Origin of the sequence: Flavobacterium soyae, from assembly GCF_045348165.1 — a bacterium.
GTDB lineage: Bacteria > Bacteroidota > Bacteroidia > Flavobacteriales > Flavobacteriaceae > Flavobacterium > Flavobacterium soyae.
Map to the genome: position 1 here is coordinate 1,017,281 of NZ_CP150845.1, position 21,250 is coordinate 1,038,530.

The window sequence follows — 21,250 nt, forward strand, 5'->3', positions numbered from 1 at the left end:
CGTTAATTAAGTTGGATTGTATTATTCATTAAAGTCGATTTTTTTAATACACTGTACATATTTTGCTTTAAAAAAACTGTTTTCTTGTTTTTTGAAATTTTGCTGTTTCCGTTTTCTACAGACTGAATATCTTTGTCAAAAGTATAAATAGCAATTATGCTGGCTTCTTCAAGATCTTTCTTTTTCTTTGGATCTTTAACCACTTTTTCGGGAACAGGATACGAGGCAGTTCTTTCGAAATTTTTTACGCTTCCGCTAAAGTGAATCTGATCACGCTGATTATTTATTGTATTAACAACTGCATTCAACGCTTTTAAATTAGCATAATTGAGTTTGATGATAAAAATGTAATTGTCAAAATCAGTTTTTGTTGTTACATTCGAGATTCCGTCAATTTTGGATGCTTTGGTCTTGAAATCTTCTAGTTTTTGGGTGATTTCCTGTTCGTTTGGAATTTTTACACCATCGACTTCTTCCAGCCAGATAGCTGATTTTGTCTTAAACCATGATTTCGAAAAATCGATCATTAATGTATATTCACCACTTTGATCATCGTGGTGTTTGATTCTTTCTGTTATTTCAAAACAACCTGTTAAGAGCAAACAGCAGCATAAAGCGAAAATTTTCTTCATTAGACAAATTTATAGGTAAATATTTTAAAAACTGCATTACAATAAAATTCTTAAATTTAAATCTGTAAAAATCTTAAATTTTTAGATAATATTAACGGATTCTGCTATTTGCTAAACGCCTTATTCTGTTGATTTTTCTTTAACTTTGCACCACTTATTAAAAAGTAGAATAATCCTCAAAAAAACAAAAAACAACTGCACTTTTAGAAATTAAGATTCTTCAATTCGATTTCAAAGAAATCAATCTGAAAATCTAAAATCTAAAATCTAAAATCTAAAATTATATGTTCCCATTACAAAGAAACCGTCGTTTAAGAACCAACGAATCAATTCGTTCATTAGTTCGTGAAACCAGCTTAAGTCCACAAGATTTTATGCTTCCAATGTTTGTTACCGAAGGAAAAGACATCAAATCTGCTATTCCTTCAATGCCTGGAATTTATCGCCACTCATTAGACAATACGATTAAAGAAGTAAAAGAAGCCTGGGATTTAGGAATTAAAGCGGTAAACATCTACGTAAAAGTAAGCGATAATTTAAAAGACAATAAAGGTACAGAGGCTTGGAATAAAGATGGTTTAATGCAGCAAACTATCCGAGCGATAAAAGATGCCGTTCCGGAAATGATTGTAATGCCGGATGTCGCTTTAGATCCATATTCTATTTATGGTCATGACGGAATTATCGAAAACGGTCAATTAATTAACGATGCAACGGTTGATGCTTTAACTCGTATGAGTTTAAGCCATGCAGAAGCTGGAGCCGATTTCGTAGCGCCAAGTGACATGATGGATGGGCGCGTTTTGGCGATAAGAAAAGCATTGGAAGAAAACGGACATCATAATGTTGGAATCATGAGTTACAGTGCAAAATATGCATCTGCATTTTACGGACCATTTCGTGATGCGTTAGATTCTGCCCCGGTTGATTCTCAAAATATCCCAAAAGATAAAAAAACGTATCAAATGGATTATGCTAACCGAATTGAAGGAATTCGCGAAGCTTTATTAGATGTTGAAGAAGGTGCAGATATTGTTATGGTAAAACCGGGAATTGCATATTTAGACATTGTTCGTGAGGTAAAAAATGCCGTTCATGTGCCAGTTGCAGTTTACCAAGTATCTGGTGAGTACGCGATGGTAAAGGCCGCAGCCGAAAGAGGATGGTTAGATCACGACAAAATTATGATAGAGCAACTTTATTGCATTAAGCGTGCAGGTGCGAGTATTATATCAACTTATTTTGCAAAAGAAGCTTCAATACTTTTAAATAAATAAGATGAAAAAAGTATTATTCTTATCTGCTGTTTTAGCATTTACATCGTGTAAAAAAGAAGTTTCAGAAAGTACAGACCAAACCACAGAAGCTTATTCTGAAGGAGAATCGGCAAAAGCCGCAACACCTGAAGCTTTAGGAAAAGAAATTTTTGAAGGAAGAGGAAATTGTACTTCCTGCCATCAGACTGACCAAAAAGTCATTGGCCCAAGTATTCAGGAAATTGCTAAAATATATAAAGATAAAAAAGGTGATATTCCGACTTTTTTAAAGGGGAATGCTGATCCAATTGTTGATCCAAGTCAGTTTTCCGTAATGCAGACTAATTTTGCAGTAACAAAAACAATGTCTGATGAAGAGTTGGAAGCAATTGAAACTTACATTTACAGTCATTTAAAGTAATCTAACATTTTAAAGTTTACTGCTGACATACAGTTGTCACCACACGAATATAAATTTGAACTTAAATCAAAATTTAAGTAAAAATGGATATTCATAATTTTAGCATTATTGGAATTTCTGTTAGAACAACTAACGAAAATGGGCAGTCAGGACAAGATATTCCTGCACTTTGGAACAAATTTATATCAGAAGGGGTTGCTGATAAAATTACAAATAAATTAAACAACGATATTATTTGCGTTTACACGGATTATGAAAAAGATCATAACAAACCTTACACAACCATTTTAGGTTGTCCGGTAGAGAATTTAGATTGTATTCCAGAAGGTTTGACCGGTAAAATCATTGAAAGTGATAATTATGACAAGTTTACTCCTAAAGGAAACCTTGCCGATGGAATTGTTTATAATGAATGGCTCAAAATATGGGACTCTGGTTTAAATAGAATCTTTACTTCCGATTTTGAAATTTATGGAAAAAAGGCTCAGGATCGTGAGAATGCAGAAGTAGACATTTATATTGCAGTTCAATAAATTAAAATAAAAACGGCGCCATTTCAGCGCCGTTTTCTATTATAAAATTACCAGATTTTCACTCGTTTCTCTGGACTTACAAACATTTTGTCTCCATTTTTAATACCGAAGGCTTCATAAAAAGCATCAACATTTTGAATTGGGACATAAGCTCTGTACATTCCCGGTGAATGCGGATCTGTTTTTACTTGGTTTTTAATCGCTTCGTCTCTAGACTTGGTTCTCCAAACGGTTGCCCAGGAAATAAAGAATCGCTGTTCTGGAGTAAATCCGTCGATTAAACCAGGATTTCCGTGTGCTTTCAAATACAATTGCAAACCATCGTAAGCAGCATTTATTCCGCCTAAATCTCCAATATTTTCTCCTAATGTAAATTTACCATCAACATGAATTCCAGGCAATGGTTCTAAAGCGCTGTATTGATCTGCCAATTCAGAACCTAGTTTTGTAAATTGTTCCAAGTCTTGCGGCGTCCACCAGTCAACAAGATTTCCTTCTGCATTATAACGCGCTCCGGAATCATCAAAACCATGTGAAATTTCGTGGCCGATAACTGCTCCAATTCCACCATAATTTACAGCTTCATCTGCCTGGTAATTATAGAATGGCGGCTGTAGGATTGCTGCTGGAAACACAATTTCATTATACGATGGGTTATAATAAGCATTTACTGTTTGCGGAGACATTCCCCACTCAGTTTTATCAACCGGTTTGTTTAATTTTTCGATACTTTTCTTAAAATTCCATTTGGCTAAATTTCTCGAATTTTCATAATAGCTTCCACCATCAGCAATGCTTTTAATTTCAAGTGCCGAATAATCTTTCCATTTATCAGGATAACCCACTTTTATGGTTATTTTATTCAGTTTTTCAATAGCTTTTGCCTTTGTGTCTTTAGACATCCAGCTTAAATTATTAATACGGTTTTGGTACGCCGTAATAACATTATGAATCATATCCAGTGCTTTAGTTTTTGCTTCAGCAGGAAATACTTTTTCTACGTATAATTTACCAAGTGCTTCACCAATTCCTCTATTTACGGCCTGCAGTGCTTTTTCTTCGCGAGGCAGTTGTTTTATTGCTCCTCTTAAAGTTTTACTGTAAAAATCAAAATTTGCAGTTTCAATATCTGTTGTTAATTTTGAAGCTGCTGTATTTAATAAATCCCATTTTAAATATTCTTTCCACTGTTCTACTTTGTTTTCAGTAAATACAGTTTGCAGCGCTTTCATATATTTTGGCTCTAAAACAACGACAGTATCCAATTTGGCCAGACCAATTCCTGCAAAATAACTATCCCATTTTATAGCCGGTGTTAACTTTTGAAGTTCGGCAATCGTCATTGGGTTATACTGCAAACGGCTGTCTCTGCTTTCAACGCGGTCTAGTCTTGGTTTTGATAATTCAGTTTCAAAAGCCAGAATTTCTGCTGCACTCTGTTTTGCTTTTGCTGGAGATTCACCAATAAACTGCATCATCTTTGCAACATGAAGTTCGTATTTAGCACGCTTTTCTTTAGAATCTTTATCTTCTGAAGTGTAATAATCTTTATCCGGCAGTCCTAATTGGCTTACTGCAAGGCTTACTGAATTTTTAGAGCTGTTTTTTTCATCAGCTCCAATATAAATCCCAAAGAATCCGGAACCACCTTCAGATTCCATTTCAACCAAAAATTTTTGAACATCTGCAACATTTTTAATTGCATCAATCTTTTTCAAATACGGTTTCAAAGGAGTAATTCCTGCTTTATTTCTGCCAACAGTATCCAAAACAGTCAGGAATAAGTTAACAGCTTTTCCCTGATCAGTATCTGATTTATACTTTGGGTTTTTTGATGCCTCTTTTAAAATAGACATTACATCTTTGTCGGTCTTTTTAATCAATTCATTAAAACTTCCCCAAGTTGTACGATCACCTGGAATTTCTGTCTTGTCCAGCCATGTTCCGTTTACATACTGGAAAAAATCCTGGCTCGGGCTGATTTTAGTATTCATGTAAGATACATTGATACCCGGTTCTTTTGCTGCGGAGTTTTGAGCTTCAATTGCTGTAAAAGACAGCATTACAGAAAAAGCACAAAACAAAGGTTTAGTAAGTTGTTTTTTCATTTATATATATGTTTCGAGTGTTTACACAAACATATCGTTAAAATTTGTAAATACATGTTAAAATTTATGCAATAATAATGTTTCAAATGTCAGGTATAACATTTTAATAGAAACCATCGATTATTTTCATGAATTAAAAGCTTGTTTTTTACTGATTATTGAAATTGTTTTTGGAATATTTGCTTAAAGATTTAAAGTCAAAATGAGAGCAAAAATTCAGAATGCCGTTTCAGGAAAAATTGAAGCTATTGGTTTACCCATTATGGCTTTATGCTGGGTAAGTTTTTTTTGGGGAACAACGTGGTTAGCTTCAAAAGAAGGGGTTAAGCATATGCCTGCATTGCAATTGGCAACAATACGTCAGTTTTTTGGCGGACTAATTTATGTTGGATATTTTATGCTGAAAAAACAGCCTTGGCCAAAAGGAAAACAATGGCGTACGATTATTATTTTGAGTATATTGAATTTTGCTTGCAGCAACGGCTTGAGCACCTGGGGCGTAAAATATATTACCAGCGGATTGGGTGCCATCATCAGTGCGCTTTTCCCAATTTGGATTATTATCATTAATTTCTTTAATGGTGAACGAATTGCAAAAATGGCTTTGTTTGGAATTTTAATCAGTTTTGGAGGAATTTGTATTATTTTCATCGATTATATTGCTGACTTTTTAAGGCCTGATTTTCAATTCGGGATTTTTTTAATGACAGCTTCAACTATTACATGGGCTTTTGGAATTTTGGAAACCAAGAAAAAAGCGGCCAGTTTTAATCCGTATTTTAGTTTGGGACTGCAGATGCTTATTTCAAGTGTATTTCTTTTTGGAATTACAGAAGCCACAGGAGTTAATATTCCACTAAGCCAAATCCCTTCAGAATCCTGGTGGGCAATTGGGTATCTGGTAATAATTGGTTCTGTTTTAACTTTCATTGCTTTTATTTATACGCTGCAGCATCTTCCAACAGAAATCAGCAGTATTTATGTTTACATCAATCCAATTGTGGCGATGATTTTAGGCTCGATCATTTTTGACGAAACACTTACTCAGGCTATTGCAATTGGTTCAGTAGTAACCTTGACAGGATTGTATATGGTAAATAAATCTATTCGAAAACCTAAGAATTAATATACTATAACAAGATAGTACGCGGATGACACGGATTCGCTTTGCGAAAACGCGGATTTATACCAATTTTTTATTTTTATTACCTTGAATAAAATTGGCGATTTACTTTGTAGTCGTTCGACTTCTCTCAAGATAACAACATTGTATTTAAACCTTTGGATTAATAATATCTATAAAAATCCGTATAAATCCACGTTTTCGCAAAGCGAATCCGTGTCATCAGTGTGCTAATTTCACAATCACATAATAGAAGCTCTTTATATTACAGGCTCTCTGTTAAAAACAACACGCAATTAGCTTTTTAAAAAGTGCTTTTCGTATTTTTGCGCCAAATTATTTTTATGAAATCGTTTCTTTACAAATACCGCAAATTCTTCATTGTATTAATTGTATTTTCTGTAGTCACTATATCTTTATTTTATTCGGCTTTAAAGCCACAAAAAACACTTCCGATTTATAATCCTGCCGATGTAAATCCGGAATTGGTTGACAGCACCATTCAATACAAAAGCAAATACCATACGATTGCTGATTTTTCGTTTATCAACCAAAACGGAGATACGATTACTCAAAAGAATTACGAAGGAAAAATTTATGTTGCTGATTTCTTCTTCACCACCTGCGGATCAATATGTCCAAAAATGTCAACCAATCTTGTTGAAGTTCAAAAAGCTGTTTTAAACAATCCTAAAGTAATGCTGCTTTCTCATACTGTTTTTCCAGAAGTTGACAGTGTTTCGGTTTTAAAAGCTTATGCAGTAAAATATGGAGTTGTAGACAGTAAATGGAATTTGGTAACCGGAGATAAAAAAGAAATTTACACTATGGCCAGAAAATCTTACCTGGCTGTAAAATTAGGCCGCCCGGATCAGTTGTACGATATGGTACATACAGAGAATTTTGTTTTGGTTGATCAAAAAAGACGCGTTCGCGGATTTTATGACGGAACAAAAAAGGAAGACATCTCAAGATTACTGGAAGACATAGATTTCTTATCAAAAGAGTAAAATACCTTATTTTTAGAAAGATTTAGCATTTTCAAACCTGATTATTGCCTTGGAATAAAGATTTATTGCCTATTTTTGCAATCTAAATTCAATCTAAATAAGCTTGCAAAATACTATTCACACCCTGAAAAAAGGCGATAAAGCCATTATCAAAGATTTTGATATCGATTTGATTCCTTTAAAATTATTAGAGATGGGTTGTTTGCCGGGCAGCTTAGTCGAACTTTTACAAATTGCTCCCTTTGGAGATCCTTTATATTTAGATATTAATGGTTCACATGTTGCTATTCGTGTTGAAACTGCTCGTGAAATTGAAGTTGAACTTATCCTAAACAATTTATAATGAGCGTTCAGAATATCAATGTTGCCCTTATTGGGAATCCTAATACCGGAAAAACTTCTGTTTTTAACCAGCTTACAGGTTTAAACCAACAAGTTGGGAATTATCCCGGAATCACGGTTGAGAAAAAAATCGGTTTCTGTAAACTGCCCCATAACGTAAAAGCCAACATTCTGGATTTACCGGGAACATATAGTCTGAACGCAAGTTCGATGGATGAAAGCGTTGTAATTGAACTTTTATTAAACAAAAACGACAAATTATATCCTGATGTTGCTGTTGTAGTAACCGATGTTGAAAATCTGAAAAGAAATTTACTGATTTACACTCAGATTAAAGACCTAGAAATTCCAACGATCTTAGTTATCAATATGTCAGATCGTATGGTGAGCAAAGGAATTAGTTTGGATATTCCGCTTTTAGAAGAAAAACTAAAAACCAAAATTGCCTTAGTAAGTTCCCGAAAAGGTTTAGGAATTGATGAATTAAAAGAATTAATTGTTTCTTATAAAACGATTCCGCATGAACCGTGTTTAAATGCATCAGTAATTGATCCTGAATATTTTGAAAAATTGCAGCATGCATTTCCAAATCAATTAATGTACAAATTGTGGCTGGTAATTACGCAGGATGTCAATTTTTCGAATTTAGACCGAAATGAAATTCGGAACACTTTTACCAAATCACATTCAGAATTAAAACGTTTACAGCAAAAAGAAACCATCAAAAGATATCAGTTTATAAATGATGTTTTAAAAGAAGGTCTAAAAGTTGATACTGCAGCGGCAACAGATTTCAGAGCTAAACTGGACCGCATTTTAACGCACAAATTTTGGGGTTATATTATTTTCCTCGGAATTTTATTTATCATCTTCCAATCTATTTTCAGCTGGTCAACAATTCCTATGGACTTTATTGACAGCACTTTTGCTTCATTAAGCAGCTGGACAGCAAAAGAATTGCCAAGTGGTATTTTAACCGATTTACTTTCGCAGGGAATTATTCCGGGAATTGGCGGTGTTATTATTTTTATTCCGCAGATTGCTTTCTTGTTTTTATTCATTTCTATTCTCGAAGAAAGCGGTTATATGAGCCGTGTGGTTTTTTTAATGGATAAAATAATGCGCAAATTCGGGCTTTCGGGAAAAAGCGTCGTGCCTTTAATTTCAGGAACAGCTTGTGCGATTCCCGCTATTATGGCGACACGAAATATAGAAAACTGGAAAGAACGCCTTATTACGATCTTAGTAACGCCATTCACGACTTGTTCTGCAAGATTACCGGTTTACGCGATTATGATTTCGTTAGTGATTCCGAATAAACGAGTTCTTGGATTTTTAAACCTGCAGGGGCTGTCGTTGATGTTATTGTATTTATTGGGATTTGTAACGGCAATAATCTCTGCCTATATTTTAAATAAAGTTTTAAAACTGGATTCAAAAACGTATTTCGTTGTCGAAATGCCAAGTTATAAATTACCGCTTTTCAAGAATGTTGGAATCAATGTTGTCGAAAAAACTAAAGCTTTTGTTTTAGGCGCGGGTAAAATCATCTTAGCAATATCGGTTATTTTATGGTTTTTGGCTTCTTTCGGGCCCGGAAAAGAATTTAATGATGCGGAAAACATCGTAAAAGAAAGATTTGCCAATACAACTTTAAATGAAATTCAGTTTGAAAATGAAGTTGCTTCTCAAAAAATAGAGAATTCATACATCGGGATTATGGGTAAAGCTATTGAGCCTGTAATTTCTCCACTTGGTTACGACTGGAAAATTGGGATTGCGATTATCAGCTCTTTTGCTGCCCGTGAAGTTTTAGTGGGAACACTGGCTACTATTTACAGTGTTGGAGACAGCGATAACGAATCGACAATTAAAAGTAAAATGCAGAAAGAAGTAAATCCGGAAACGGGAGAAAAAATCTTTAATTTTGCTTCTGGTATTTCATTGTTATTGTTTTATGCTTTTGCAATGCAGTGCGCCAGTACATTAGCCATTACAAAAAAAGAAACAAATTCATGGAAGTGGCCTGTAATGCAGCTTTTCTTTATGAGCGGTCTTGCTTATATTACAGCGCTTTTAGCGTATCAATTTTTAAAGTAAAATGTTATGATACAAGAAATTATAGCTTTTGCCATATTATTTATCGCCGTTGGTTTTTTGATTAAAAAGTTCTTTTGGAAATCTAAAAAGAAAAAAGACTGTGGTGATGGCAATTGCGGATGTTCATAGATTTTGAGTTTTTAAGTTGCTGAGATACTAAGCTTCTAAGATTTATCTCATTTTTTCGCAGAGTTTCACCAAAAATAAACACAAAGCTTCACAGAGATTTAAAAGTTCTTTGTGAAGCTTTTTTATTCTATAAAAACCTATACCTTAAAGAAATACCTTTTTTTAATGTTTAAAAAACTTTTATGGCTTAGTTATCGATACTGGGCAAATTAATTTTGCAGAATAAAATTCAAAAAAAATGACAAAATTTGAAAAAGAAGAAATTGTAAGAGACAATAGAGTTGCCAGATTATTATGGTTTTCTTTTGGCTTCTTGTGCGCTTTTGGAATAATGTGCCTTTTAAAATCTAAAGTCTAAAGCCGCATAAAAAGTTTTCAGTTTCAGTCACAGTTTACAGTCATCATATAAACTGAAAACTGTGACTGAATCCTGAGGCTTAAACCGAAAACTCACTTCACTCCTTCCCACTCGGCATAAAACTGTGCCAGGAAAGATTCCATAAAGCCGTGGCGTTCAGCAGCAATTTGTTTTCCTTTTTCGGTATTCATTTTATCTTTTAAAAGCAAAAGCTTTTCGTAAAAGTGATTTATTGTTGGTGCATTGTTCTTTTTATATTCCTCTTTTGTCATATCGGTTACCGGAGCAATTTCAGGGTCATATAAGGCTCTGTTTTTAAATCCTCCATAATTGAACGCTCTTGCTACTCCAATTGCGCCAATTGCGTCTAAACGATCCGCATCCTGCACGATATCTAATTCTATTGAAGAAAACTTCTTTTCAAAATTTCCGCCTTTATAAGAGATGTTTTCGATGATATTTACCACATGCTGAATTATATCTTCTGAAACGTTATGTGATTCTAAAAATAATCGGGCTGTTTTTGGTCCAATTGTTTCGTCTCCGTCATGAAATTTACTATCGGCAATATCATGAAGCAATGCTCCTAATTCTACAACTGTTTTATCACAATTGGTATCTTTTGCAATTAAAAGTGCGTTTTTATAAACTCGTTCGATATGAAACCAATCGTGTCCGCCTTCGGCATCGTTTAATTTCTCTTTTACAAAAGCAATTGTTTTATTTATAAGTTCAGAATTATTCATAATGTGTTATTGTTTGTGGTGAAATGGCGTACAGATTTGACTGATTCAACAGATTTACGCTGGTGTTTTATAGTTTAAATAAAAAATGTTGATTGTTGAAGTTCTAAAACCTCAACAATCAACAATATTTTCAATATCAATATCAATTGCAAAAAATCAATTTTCAAATCTAAAATCAGAAATCTGCAATCTAAAATCTACAATCTAGCCGGTTCAACCCATTTAAAGATATGACCTTCAGCAGGAATTACAATTCTTTCTGAAATTTTAGCCATACGAGCCGGTAATTTCATTAAGTAATCACGTGCTTTTTCAGCTTCATCTGTTAGGTTCGTGATTTTATCGATTTCCCATTTGTTAATTAACTTCTGCATGATTTCAACATAATCATTTGCTGTGTAAACTCCAATACGCTGCGCAGAATCAGAAAACTGTTCGAAAGCAGAACTTATCTTTTGACCAGATTCTCTTAAAAAATGAGCCGGCATAACGATTTTTTGTTTCATCATATATTGAAACGCCAGCATCATTTCGCTAGGGTCAACCTGAAAAATTCTGGTTACAAATTCGCTGTATGCATGATGATGACGCATTTCGTCACCTGCAATCATTTTACACATTTTAGACAACTTGTTATCACCAAATTTCTTAGCAATCTGAGATACTCTGTTGTGCGAAACATAAGTTGCCAATTCCTGAAAACTAGTGTATACAAAGTTTTTGTACGGGTCAGTTCCAGTTCCAATATCAAAACCGTCGTTGATTAAATGCTGTGTTGTCATTTCGATTTCACGCATATTAACACGACCAGACAAATACAAGTATTTATTTAAAAGATCACCGTGACGGTTTTCTTCTCCGGTCCATTGCCTGATCCATTTCGACCAGCCATTACCGCCGTTCTCCACCTGATCTACTCCTTCTACATCCATCAACCAGGACTCATATGTTGGAAGTGCTTCTTCGGTAATTGTATCACCTACAAGCGTTACCCAGAAATCGTATGGCAATTCTTTAGCAATTTCACGTAGTTCCTTTACCTCCTCAAAGAAATTTTCTCCTTCAGAATTAGGCAGGAAATCTGACGGCTGCCAAATTTTTTCCACCGGAATTAAATACTGTTCAACGAAGCTGTCAACGTTTTTTTCCAAAAACTGCATCACTTCTAATCTAATGTTTTTTATAGACATTACTTATTTTAAATTTGGGATTTATATTTTAGCTCGGACTAAAACTTAAACCTGTTTATACTCGTTTACTCCTTCAACAACCGCTTTTTCTGTTAATGCCATTAATTCGGCAAAATCATAATCTTTTACTGCCATCGCTTTGTGTGCTGTAAAAGTTAAGCGGTTTCCTAACCCAACCGGAAACATACCGTAACGAACCATTTTCCATGAATTATTAATACTTACCGGCACAACGTATGCAGATGGTGCATATTTGCATAGAATTTTTAAACCGCTTTGGGCAAATTCTTTAGGTTTTCCCGTTTTACTGCGGGTTCCTTCCGGGAAGATTACAGCAGATCTAGTGTTTTTTTCTATATATTCAGACAAGCCTTTGATTACTGGAATCGCTTGTTTAGGGTCTTTACGGTCAATTAAAACAGATCCTCCGTGGCGCAGATTAAAAGACACACTCGGAATTCCGCTTCCTAACTCCTTCTTACTTACAAATTTACAATGAAAACGTCTAAAGTACCAAATCATTGTCACGATATCGTACATACTTTGGTGATTGGCCACAAAAATAATTGGAACTCCGGTTGGAATAGTATCTACACCCGTAACTTTATAAGTTGTACCAACTAAATGTGTACATCTTAAAAGACCGAGATTTAAATAATCAACACTTTTTTTGTGAGCCTGATAACCAAAAAGATTAAGGCAAATCCATTGTATTGGGTGAAAAACCGCCAAACACAATCCAAAACATAAATAAAAAATTACGGAGATTGGATATGAGATTATCTTTTGCATGCTTGAAAAAATTTGAGGTCAAAAGTAGTAAATATATTTTTAGCGGTAGAAAAATTGAAAACAATAACCGTTTTTATGGTTTAATTGTACCTTTGCCCTTAAAATTGCAAATTTTTTCTGAATTAAATGAACTTCACATACCCTAAAAATGAACGCTTAAAGAGCAAAACCACGATTGGATTACTTTTTTCTGAAGGGAAATCGGTTTCAAAATATCCGCTTCGTTTGGTTTACCGTCAAGCGGAAGCTGCCTATCAGGGTAATACAAAAGTGGGGGTTTCTGTTTCCAAGAAATACTTTAAAAAGGCTGTTGACAGAAATTATTTCAAAAGAGTGCTGAGAGAAACCTACAGACTCAACAAACATTTGCTTCTGGATCATTTAAATCAACCGTATTCTTTCATGCTTTTTTACCAGACAAAAGACAGATTACCTTACGAAGAAATCAATACCAAAACGATTCAGTTGTTTGAGAAATTTGTGCAGCAGCTAAACAAAACTCCTGAATCTGAAACCAAAAAGGATTTATAAGCCCTCAAAGTCAACTTTGTACTCTAAATCAGATAAAAAATTATAAAAAATATTGTAGTTTTAGCACTAAATTGAAATTTTATGCGATACATTTTCTTTTTATCTGTAATTTTTTGTGTTCTTTCGGGATGCAGTAAAAATGAAGCTCCTAATGAAGTTGCGATAAGTGCTATAAAATTACCCCCGCCCCCGCCGGCAAGTAAAAGCGAATATATTCAAAAAGATCAGGATAAAAATCTAGATGCTCCTTCGCCTAAAATTGAACAAAAAATCATAAAACAAGCATCGCTTCGGTTTGAAACCAATGATTTAGAAGAAACGTACAAGCAAATTCAAACAGCGGTTAAACAAAGTCAGGGAAAAGTTCAGAGTGATTCTGAAGGTAAAGACTATGGCACTCTTTATCGAAATATAACGATTAGAGTTCCAAGCCAGAATTTTGATAATTTTATCAATACAATTTCAAAAGGAGTTTCGTATTTCGAGAGAAAAGAAATTACGGCAGAAGATGTTACGGAACAATATATCGACTTAACGACAAGATTAAAAAACAAGAGAAAGCTTGAAGAACGTTATCTTCAAATATTACAGAAAGCCGCTAAAATTAGTGAAATCTTAGAAATAGAAAAACAGATTTCGATTATCCGCGAAGAAATAGAAGCCAAAGAAGGTCAGTTAAAATATTTAGAAAGCAGGGTTTCTGAAAGTACGGTTACAATTGAGTTTTTTAAAAATCTGCCGGAACAGGAAGCCGTGCAATTATCATACGGATCTAAAGTCTGGACCGCTGTTAAATCAGGGTTTTTTAGTTTGTCCAGTTTCTTTATATCAATTATCAGCATTTGGCCGTTTATTATTATAATTGTTGTATTAGCCTATTTTATTAGAAAGAGAATTAAAAGAAAAAAACCATAGTCATGTATCCTTATTTCAAGAAGAAATTCATTATACCAACTGTTGCGGCAGGATTATTATTTATTGGAACCAGTTTCAAAGAGGACTTTTTTGAAATTGCAAAACAAATTGAAATCTTCACAACGTTGTTTAAAGCCGTAAACACGAATTATGTAGACGAAACAAATCCGGGTGATTTAATGGATAAAGCCATTAAAAATATGCTGGGAAGTTTAGATCCTTATACGGTTTACTTTAACGAACAGGATGTTGTAAATTTCAAAATCAACAACACGGGAGAATATACCGGAATTGGCGCAATGATCGCACGCAAAAAAGACCGTTTGATTGTTCGCGAACCGTATAAAAATTATCCGGCAGATAAAGCGGGACTAAAAGCTGGTGACGAAATCATCCAGATTGGTGATGTTTTGATTGCTGATTTTAAAGATGATGCTTCGCAATTACTAAAGGGAACTAAAAACACTAAAATCGCTATAAAATATCTTCGTCAGGGAAAAACTTTTACAACTGAATTGGTTTTGGATGAAGTTGATATTAAATCGGTTCCTTTTTATGGAAAGATCGATGAAAAAACGGGTTATATAGTTTTGGCACATTTTAGCAGAAAGGCTTCCGCCGAAGTTAAAGAGGCATTGGAAAAATTGAAAGCTGACGGTGCGAAACAGATTGTTTTAGATTTAAGAGGGAATCCGGGCGGACTTTTGAATGAAGCGATTGATATCTGTAATTTATTTGTTCCAAAGAATGAAGTTATTGTAACGACGAAATCAAGAATCGAAAAACATAACAATACATACAAAACAACTAAAGAACCAATTGATACAGAGATTCCGCTTGCTATTTTGGTTAACGGAAGAAGTGCATCAGCATCTGAAATTGTTTCCGGGGCTTTACAGGATTTAGATCGTGCTGTGATTTTAGGAAGCAGAAGTTTTGGAAAAGGTTTGGTACAGCGTTCTGTTGACCTGACTTACGGAACTCAATTAAAAGTTACAATCTCTCGTTACTACACGCCTTCTGGCCGTTGTATTCAAGCGCTTGATTATACGCATAAAGATAAAAACGGTGCTGCCCAAAAAACAGATGCTAAAAACTTCAATGCTTTTAAAACCAGAAAAGGAAGAACAGTTTATGACGGCGGCGGTGTTTTGCCCGATATTGAATTAGATGAAGCTAAAATGAGCCCTATTACGAGCGCTCTGTTGAAAAATGACGGGATATTTGATTATGCAACTGCTTACTATTATAAAAATCAAAATTTGGGTGATAAAATACCTGTAGTTACAGATACTGATTATGCAGGTTTCAAACAATATCTGAAAGTAAACAAAATTAGTTTTGATACTGAAACAGAAGTTGCCCTGAAAAATACTCTGGCTGCTGCCAAAAGTGAAAAAATTGACGAAACGATTGCTCCGGAATATCAACAATTATTAGCCGCATTAGAGAAAAGTGAAAACACGCTGCTGGATAAAAACCAAAAAGAAATTAGAGATTTAATTCAGGAAGAACTTATCAAAAGATACCAATACCAGGAAGGTTTGTATCAGTTTTATATTAAAAACAATTCAGAGATTAAAAGAGCAGTAAACGTATTGAATAACCAAACTGAATATAAGACGATTTTAAAAATGTAGAAAATGAAACTTTCCCGGGTCCTGTTTTTATTTATTATTTACAATCTGGCGGCGCAGCAAAAACCAATCGAAACAGTATATTTTGATTTCGATAAGTATGATCTTACTGAATCGCAGGTCAAAGTTGTAAATAATTTTATAAAATCGATAGACACCGCCAAAGTCGAATCTATACAAATCTATGGTTACTGCGATGACCGCGGCACAGACAACTATAATTTTAAACTGTCTCACGACAGGGTAAATACTATTCAAAACTTACTGCTTTCATCAGGTTTTAAAGAAAGTAAGATTGTTATTCTCGAAGGCAAAGGCCGTGTAGTAGTTAAACCTGATACGGTTGAAAATCTTTATGAAACCCGTTTAAGAAACCGACGGGTTGATTTGATCGTTGTAAAACGAAATAGTTTTGGAAAAGAAGTTTATTCGACCTTTAAAGACAAATTAAAGGTTGGCGATAAAATTTATCTGGAAAACATTCTGTTTGACATGGGAAGTGCCAGGCTTACCAATAACTCTAAAAAAGAACTTGACAAGATTGCTTTAACACTTCAAAAACAAAAAAATATACAGTTTGAAATTAGGGGTCACGTTTGCTGTACACCCGAAATATACAACGATGCAATCGACAAGAATACCAAAGAAAGAAGACTTTCCTGGAACCGGGCCAAAACCGTTTTTTATTATTTAAGTTCTAAAAAAATTTCCAGAAACAGAATGCGTTATCAAGGCTGCGGCAACAAATTTCCTTTGAAAAGAGGCGATAACTATGATCGCCGAGTTGAGTTTTTGATTACTAAGATTTGATTTGTTCTGCCACGAAGACGCTAAGCTACAAAGTTTATTTACTTAAAGCTTTACTCTAAACTAAGTTGTTAATTGATTCTTTTAAAAACAGTTACAAATCAGCAAAAAATATAAATTTCAATAATGCAACATTGTAGCATTATTCTTTTTGTGCTTATCCGCGAATCATTTCAATATGCTCAATATCATCCTCAAGGTACATTTCCCCTGACTGCACAAAACCATGACTTTCGTAAAATTTCTTTAAGTATAATTGTGCACCAATTGTAATTTTATCTTTTCCAAAATTGGATTTTATTGCGGCAATAGCTTCACGCATTAAATCATGTCCCCATTTTTTATCACGATAATTGGCACCAACAACTACTCTTCCTATTGAAGCATTCTCAAAACTAATTCCGGCATCGAATAAACGGGAATAGGCTGCAACTTTACCGTCATATTCTCCAATTAGGTGCAGCGCTTTCTTGTCTTTGCCGTCAATATCTAAATAAACACAGTTTTGCTCTACTACAAAGATTTCACTTCTTAGTTTAAGTAAATCATATAGCTCGTTTACAGTTAATGCCTCAAATGGCTTTATTTTCCATTTTAATTCCATTTTGTACTTATTTTTTAATTTTAATAATCGTAAAAACAAAATTACACTAAATATTATCAAATAGAAATCCCGATTATAAAACTAAAATCGGGATTTACAAAAGTTACTTTTCTCCTCCTGCATGGTTTACAAAACCTTACAGGTATTGAACCTTTTTTATCTATTTTATATTGTCAATTACATCTACAAGGTTTTGTAAATCTTGCAGGAGAAAAAAGCGCTTTACTTTATCATTTTTTCTTCATGATAATTTCCATGCTTTTATATTCTGCACCATTTTTAACATCGAACATTTCCATTTTACGAGTTGTGGCATCAACAATTGTATAGATTTCTCTGTAAGGTGTTTTTTTACCATTTACAGGATTTACCATATCGCCTTTCAATTCCATACTTTTGGTTTTTTCATCGTATTTCCCAATAGCCACCATCATTCCGGTTCCCATATTGTCGATAAAAGTTGAGGTATATTCTTTACTGGCGTTATTGTAAGCGAGTGTGCTTTTTCCTTCAAATGGTGCTCCCATAATTTTTCCCTGATAATTAGCTTCCTGATAGCGTCCGCCAAGGATCATTTTGATATTGGCAACAGAAGTAGATTTTTCTGGTTTCCCATTTGGTTCATACCAAAACGTCATCTCACAATTCCAGGTTCCAACTTCGTCTGTCATTAATTTGTGCGGTGCGCCGGGTGTTGCATAAGCCTGCCATGCTTTCATTTGTGCTGCTGAATCTAGTTGTGCTTCAGCAACTGGCTCTTCAGTTTTAATGCTGTCTGAACCTTTTGCTGTGACATCTTCGGTTTTTACTTCTTTTTTACAAGAAACAAAACATAGTGCAATAATTACTAATGTTGTGGTTACCTTTTTCATAAGTCTTTGTTTTTATGTTTGTTATAAAACAAAAGTAAGAAAAATAACAACGAGAGTTGTTTCAAGTTTCAGGTTTCAATGTTACAGGTTTATGCTGTGTGTATTTTAACCGCAAAGTTCGCTAAGGTTTACGCAAGGCACGCTATAGAAACCATATAAGTTATATAATAATTTAAGTAAACCCTTAAAAATAACTTTGCGTTTCTTTCCGTAAACCTTAGCGAATCTTTGCGGTTAAGAAAACTTGAAACTTCAAACTTCAAACCTGAAACAAAAACCTTAACGTTTGTCTATTTTTACAGATTTTATAATGGCTTCGAGATCGAACATTAGATCTCGTTCCTGATTTGAGGGTGAATAGCAAAATCCTTCGATAACCAGGATTCGGTTATAAACAGAATCTACGATTGCGTAATTAATAAAAGGTCCGGCCATGAAGTCGTTTTTTAGTTCCCAGGTTCCTTTGGTTTCAAAAGCTTCTTTTCCGTCTAATGATGTATTCGAAAAATAAGGCGCGTAAGCTTCGCCGGTAATCATTCGGGTTTTGGGTTCTCGCCCTTTGATATAATAACCTATTGAATCCCGCATTTTAATAATATTTCCAACTACATTTCCACGGGTTTTGAAGTTGTGCAGCGGAATTTGGTATATTAATAAACTGGTGTTACCGCTGATAATATCTTTTTTCAGCCAGATAAAATTCTTTTTGTGAAGCATGTATTCATATCCGGTGGGAATCTGGATATCTATATGGAATTTGTTTTTTATAACAGCCGGGTTTAAAAGTGATTTGCTGTTATCTTCCTGAATTTTCTCGATTTCGGCATCACGAATCATTTTGATGATTTGTGTCGAATTCAATTCGATACTGCAGATAATGTCATCAATAGATTTTCCGTAAATGCGGAAAGTATTGTGCGGCAGTGATTTATTGTGTATTATTTCAAATTTTTCTACAGCTGATTTTTTAACTACAATAATACTTCGGCTGTCGGTTACAAATCCTTCAAGAAGTTTTGCCGGATATTGATTAATTGTAAAAAGCGGCTCTTCCTGTGTTAAGCCTAAAACTGGAGATGCAAATTTATTTCGTATACTGTCTCCAACTTCTCCATACCATAACTGGTCGTCTATAATAATGGAGATTGTGTTTGTTTTTCCAGAAACAGGCTCTTGCTGCTTATCTGTTTTCAAACAAGAAATTAGTAGAAACGGAAGTATTATAAATAAAAAATGGGTTTTATTCATTTTCTTAATTTATGAAATAAAACCCAAATTTAAATAAGATTTTTAATTATCCGTTTATTTTAAGTTTCATTCCGGGTTTGATATCTTCATCTTTAATACCATTCCATTTTTTAATATCTGAAATTGTTACTCCAGGATATTTTTTAGAAATGCTGTACAAAGAATCACCTTTTTTAACGTAATAATCTTCACTCATAGTTTTTGCTGAAGGCGCTTTCTTTTTGAAAGAATCAACAGAGTTTGATGCAACAGCAGTTGAAACAGGCTCTTGTATTTCTGTAACTATTTTAGAAACTACTAATGTTTTTCCTAAACCAATATTATTAGAAGTAAGATCATTTAATGTTTTTAAGTCCGCAATAGTCGTACCGAATTTTTTAGCAATGCTTCCTAAGTTATCTCCGGCTGCAACAACGTACTCAACAGTTTGTATTGAAACTTTATCACTATCATCTGCAGAAGCAATTGCTTCTCCAGTATTTTTCTCTATAACTGGTAATGTTTTTGGTTCCTTAACTGCTTTTACAGAAGAATCAATGTCTGATTTAATTTTTAACGTTTTACCTAATGCAATTGCATTTGATTTAAGGTTATTCCATTTTTTTAAGTCTGAAATATTTACGTTGTATTTATCTGCAATTGAACCCAGGTTGTCTCCTTTTTTAACTTTATAAAACTCAATATCTTTTGAAACTTCTAAAGATTGAGTGTCTCTAACCGGTTTTCCTTTTGGAGCAATTTTCATTGCTAAACGAGTTGGAATTGTTTTAAATTCGGACTCGTGTTTTACGTAAGCATAAATTTTATCTTCATTAGAAAGAAAAGTTGCGATTTTATCTTTTGGCAAACGAAGAAAATGCTGTTCTCCCTGATAAAAAGGCACTACATTTAATTTATATGAAGGATTTAAAAGCTGAATCTGTGATTGGGGCATGTCTAACAAATCGGCAATTTGTTTAAACGACATTTGGTTTTTAATACAAACCGTATCTGTTTCAAAGTTTTTCACGACAGCCCTTTCAGGGTTAATCCCGTGTTCTTTGTGATATTCAAAAAGATACATTGTAGCATAAAAAGCCGGAACATACCCTTGAGTTTCTTTTGGAAGGTAATTACGAATATCCCAGTAACCCGTTTTTCCGCCAGAGCGGCGAATTGCTTTTGTTACGTTTCCTGGGCCTGAATTATAAGATGCCAAAACAAGTTCCCAGTCATTAAAAATGTTGAACATTCTGGTAAGGTAATCTGAACAAGCAGCTGTAGCTTTAAGAGGATCGCTTCTTTCATCAATATAAGAATCGATTTTTAAAGAGTATTGTTTTCCGGTTCCGTACATAAACTGCCAAAGTCCGGTAGCGCCCATTTTAGAAACTGCTTTAGGGTTTAAAGCAGATTCTACAACGGCTAAATATTTTATTTCCAATGGAACTTTTTCTTTTGCGAATGTTTCCTCGAATATTGGAAAGTAGTATTCTGATAAAGCCATTAATCGAGAAAACGATTTTTTACGATTCTTAAGAAATGACTTTATTATGTTTTCTAATCCCTGATTGTATTCAATCTCAAATGGCGATTTCTCATTCATTACTGCCAAACGCTGCTTAAGCAGTTCTGTTGGCAGTTCCTCATCTACAGTAACGTCCTTGTTAATGGTTTGAATATCTTTTGTCAAATCATCATAGATATCTAAACTTACTAACTCATTCATCCAAAGACTGTCAACTTTTGCTGCCAGATCATCTTTTTTAAATGTGCTTTTAATCGAATCTAAATAGGACAACTTTACTTCCGACTTTATTTCTAATGAGGCAGTTGCAGATTCTTGTGCAAACATCGTCATCGAAAAAAGTGCCGTAACCGCTAAGGAGATTTTCTTTACAATCATATAACATTTAT

At 34.1% G+C, this 21,250-nt stretch carries 21 protein-coding genes; 12 read left to right on the top strand and 9 right to left on the bottom strand.

The window, feature by feature from the left end:
- Window positions 1–2: 2 nt before the first annotated feature.
- Window positions 3–632: a hypothetical protein gene (locus AABD74_RS04570; protein ID WP_406844807.1), complete on the bottom strand. Its 630-nt coding sequence runs from the start codon at window positions 630–632 to the stop codon at window positions 3–5.
- 284 nt (window positions 633–916) lie between these two features.
- Here AABD74_RS04570 and hemB point away from each other — a divergent pair, with 284 nt between their 5' ends.
- From hemB to AABD74_RS04585, 3 genes are all read left to right on the top strand, one after another.
- Window positions 917–1,909 (top strand): porphobilinogen synthase, encoded by a 993-nt coding sequence (gene hemB / locus AABD74_RS04575; RefSeq protein ID WP_232679869.1) that lies wholly within the window; start codon window positions 917–919, stop codon window positions 1,907–1,909.
- A gap of 1 nt (window position 1,910) precedes the next feature.
- Window positions 1,911–2,309, top strand: coding sequence for a c-type cytochrome (locus tag AABD74_RS04580; RefSeq protein ID WP_406844808.1), 399 nt, complete (start codon window positions 1,911–1,913; stop codon window positions 2,307–2,309).
- An 83-nt stretch (window positions 2,310–2,392) separates the two neighbouring features.
- The gene (locus tag AABD74_RS04585; RefSeq protein ID WP_406844809.1) at window positions 2,393–2,842 is read left to right on the top strand and encodes a GyrI-like domain-containing protein; all 450 of its coding nucleotides are present in this window, start codon (window positions 2,393–2,395) and stop codon (window positions 2,840–2,842) included.
- Between the two features lie 47 nt (window positions 2,843–2,889).
- Here the strand turns inward: AABD74_RS04585 and AABD74_RS04590 are convergent, their stop codons facing one another.
- Entirely contained in the window at window positions 2,890–4,950 is a 2,061-nt protein-coding gene (locus AABD74_RS04590) for a M13 family metallopeptidase (protein WP_232679864.1), read from the bottom strand.
- 202 nt (window positions 4,951–5,152) lie between these two features.
- On the opposite strand from AABD74_RS04590, the gene AABD74_RS04595 reads away from it, so the two are divergent.
- The 5 genes from AABD74_RS04595 (at window position 5,153) to AABD74_RS04615 (ending at window position 9,654) form a co-directional block, all read left to right on the top strand.
- The gene (locus AABD74_RS04595) at window positions 5,153–6,076 is read left to right on the top strand and encodes a DMT family transporter (protein ID WP_232679862.1); all 924 of its coding nucleotides are present in this window, start codon (window positions 5,153–5,155) and stop codon (window positions 6,074–6,076) included.
- Window positions 6,077–6,417: 341 nt separating this feature from the next.
- Window positions 6,418–7,083, top strand: a complete 666-nt coding sequence (locus AABD74_RS04600; protein ID WP_406844810.1) for an SCO family protein — start codon at window positions 6,418–6,420, stop codon at window positions 7,081–7,083.
- A 103-nt stretch (window positions 7,084–7,186) separates the two neighbouring features.
- Entirely contained in the window at window positions 7,187–7,426 is a 240-nt protein-coding gene (locus AABD74_RS04605; protein WP_232679858.1) for a FeoA family protein, read from the top strand.
- Window positions 7,426–9,525 (top strand): ferrous iron transport protein B, encoded by a 2,100-nt coding sequence (gene feoB, locus AABD74_RS04610; protein ID WP_232679856.1) that lies wholly within the window; start codon window positions 7,426–7,428, stop codon window positions 9,523–9,525. Before AABD74_RS04605 ends, feoB begins: the two co-directional genes overlap by 1 nt.
- 6 nt (window positions 9,526–9,531) lie before the next feature.
- Window positions 9,532–9,654 carry a FeoB-associated Cys-rich membrane protein gene (locus tag AABD74_RS04615; protein ID WP_232679854.1) on the top strand — a complete coding sequence of 41 codons (123 nt, stop codon included), beginning with the start codon at window positions 9,532–9,534 and terminating at the stop codon, window positions 9,652–9,654.
- A 450-nt stretch (window positions 9,655–10,104) separates the two neighbouring features.
- On the opposite strand, the gene AABD74_RS04620 is transcribed toward AABD74_RS04615, so the two are convergent.
- The 3 genes from AABD74_RS04620 to AABD74_RS04630 form a co-directional block, all read right to left on the bottom strand.
- On the bottom strand, window positions 10,105–10,758 hold the full coding sequence (locus AABD74_RS04620) for an HD domain-containing protein (protein WP_406844811.1): 654 nt from the start codon (window positions 10,756–10,758) through the stop codon (window positions 10,105–10,107).
- 197 nt (window positions 10,759–10,955) lie between these two features.
- Window positions 10,956–11,948 (bottom strand): acyl-ACP desaturase, encoded by a 993-nt coding sequence (locus tag AABD74_RS04625; RefSeq protein WP_232679849.1) that lies wholly within the window; start codon window positions 11,946–11,948, stop codon window positions 10,956–10,958.
- Between the two features lie 45 nt (window positions 11,949–11,993).
- Window positions 11,994–12,740 (bottom strand): 1-acyl-sn-glycerol-3-phosphate acyltransferase, encoded by a 747-nt coding sequence (locus AABD74_RS04630; RefSeq protein ID WP_232679847.1) that lies wholly within the window; start codon window positions 12,738–12,740, stop codon window positions 11,994–11,996.
- A gap of 126 nt (window positions 12,741–12,866) precedes the next feature.
- On the opposite strand from AABD74_RS04630, the gene rnpA reads away from it, so the two are divergent.
- The 4 genes from rnpA to AABD74_RS04650 all read left to right on the top strand — a co-directional run bounded on the left by rnpA (window position 12,867) and on the right by AABD74_RS04650 (window position 16,633).
- Window positions 12,867–13,271, top strand: coding sequence for a ribonuclease P protein component (gene rnpA / locus AABD74_RS04635; protein WP_406844812.1), 405 nt, complete (start codon window positions 12,867–12,869; stop codon window positions 13,269–13,271).
- Window positions 13,272–13,352: 81 nt separating this feature from the next.
- Window positions 13,353–14,186: a DUF4349 domain-containing protein gene (locus AABD74_RS04640; protein WP_406844813.1), complete on the top strand. Its 834-nt coding sequence runs from the start codon at window positions 13,353–13,355 to the stop codon at window positions 14,184–14,186.
- 2 nt (window positions 14,187–14,188) lie between these two features.
- Window positions 14,189–15,826 (top strand): S41 family peptidase, encoded by a 1,638-nt coding sequence (locus tag AABD74_RS04645; RefSeq protein ID WP_406844814.1) that lies wholly within the window; start codon window positions 14,189–14,191, stop codon window positions 15,824–15,826.
- A gap of 3 nt (window positions 15,827–15,829) precedes the next feature.
- Window positions 15,830–16,633 carry an OmpA family protein gene (locus AABD74_RS04650; RefSeq protein WP_406844815.1) on the top strand — a complete coding sequence of 268 codons (804 nt, stop codon included), beginning with the start codon at window positions 15,830–15,832 and terminating at the stop codon, window positions 16,631–16,633.
- A gap of 154 nt (window positions 16,634–16,787) precedes the next feature.
- Here AABD74_RS04650 and AABD74_RS04655 read toward each other — a convergent pair whose 3' ends face one another.
- The 4 genes from AABD74_RS04655 to AABD74_RS04670 all read right to left on the bottom strand — a co-directional run bounded on the left by AABD74_RS04655 (window position 16,788) and on the right by AABD74_RS04670 (window position 21,239).
- Complete coding sequence (locus AABD74_RS04655; protein ID WP_406844816.1) at window positions 16,788–17,234, bottom strand: GNAT family N-acetyltransferase; 447 nt, start codon at window positions 17,232–17,234, stop codon at window positions 16,788–16,790.
- 230 nt (window positions 17,235–17,464) lie between these two features.
- The gene (locus AABD74_RS04660) at window positions 17,465–18,106 is read right to left on the bottom strand and encodes a DUF1579 domain-containing protein (protein ID WP_406844817.1); all 642 of its coding nucleotides are present in this window, start codon (window positions 18,104–18,106) and stop codon (window positions 17,465–17,467) included.
- A 279-nt stretch (window positions 18,107–18,385) separates the two neighbouring features.
- On the bottom strand, window positions 18,386–19,354 hold the full coding sequence (locus AABD74_RS04665) for a DUF4837 family protein (RefSeq protein WP_406844818.1): 969 nt from the start codon (window positions 19,352–19,354) through the stop codon (window positions 18,386–18,388).
- Between the two features lie 46 nt (window positions 19,355–19,400).
- Entirely contained in the window at window positions 19,401–21,239 is a 1,839-nt protein-coding gene (locus AABD74_RS04670) for a LysM peptidoglycan-binding domain-containing protein (RefSeq protein ID WP_232679830.1), read from the bottom strand.
- Between the last annotated feature and the right edge of the window lie 11 nt (window positions 21,240–21,250).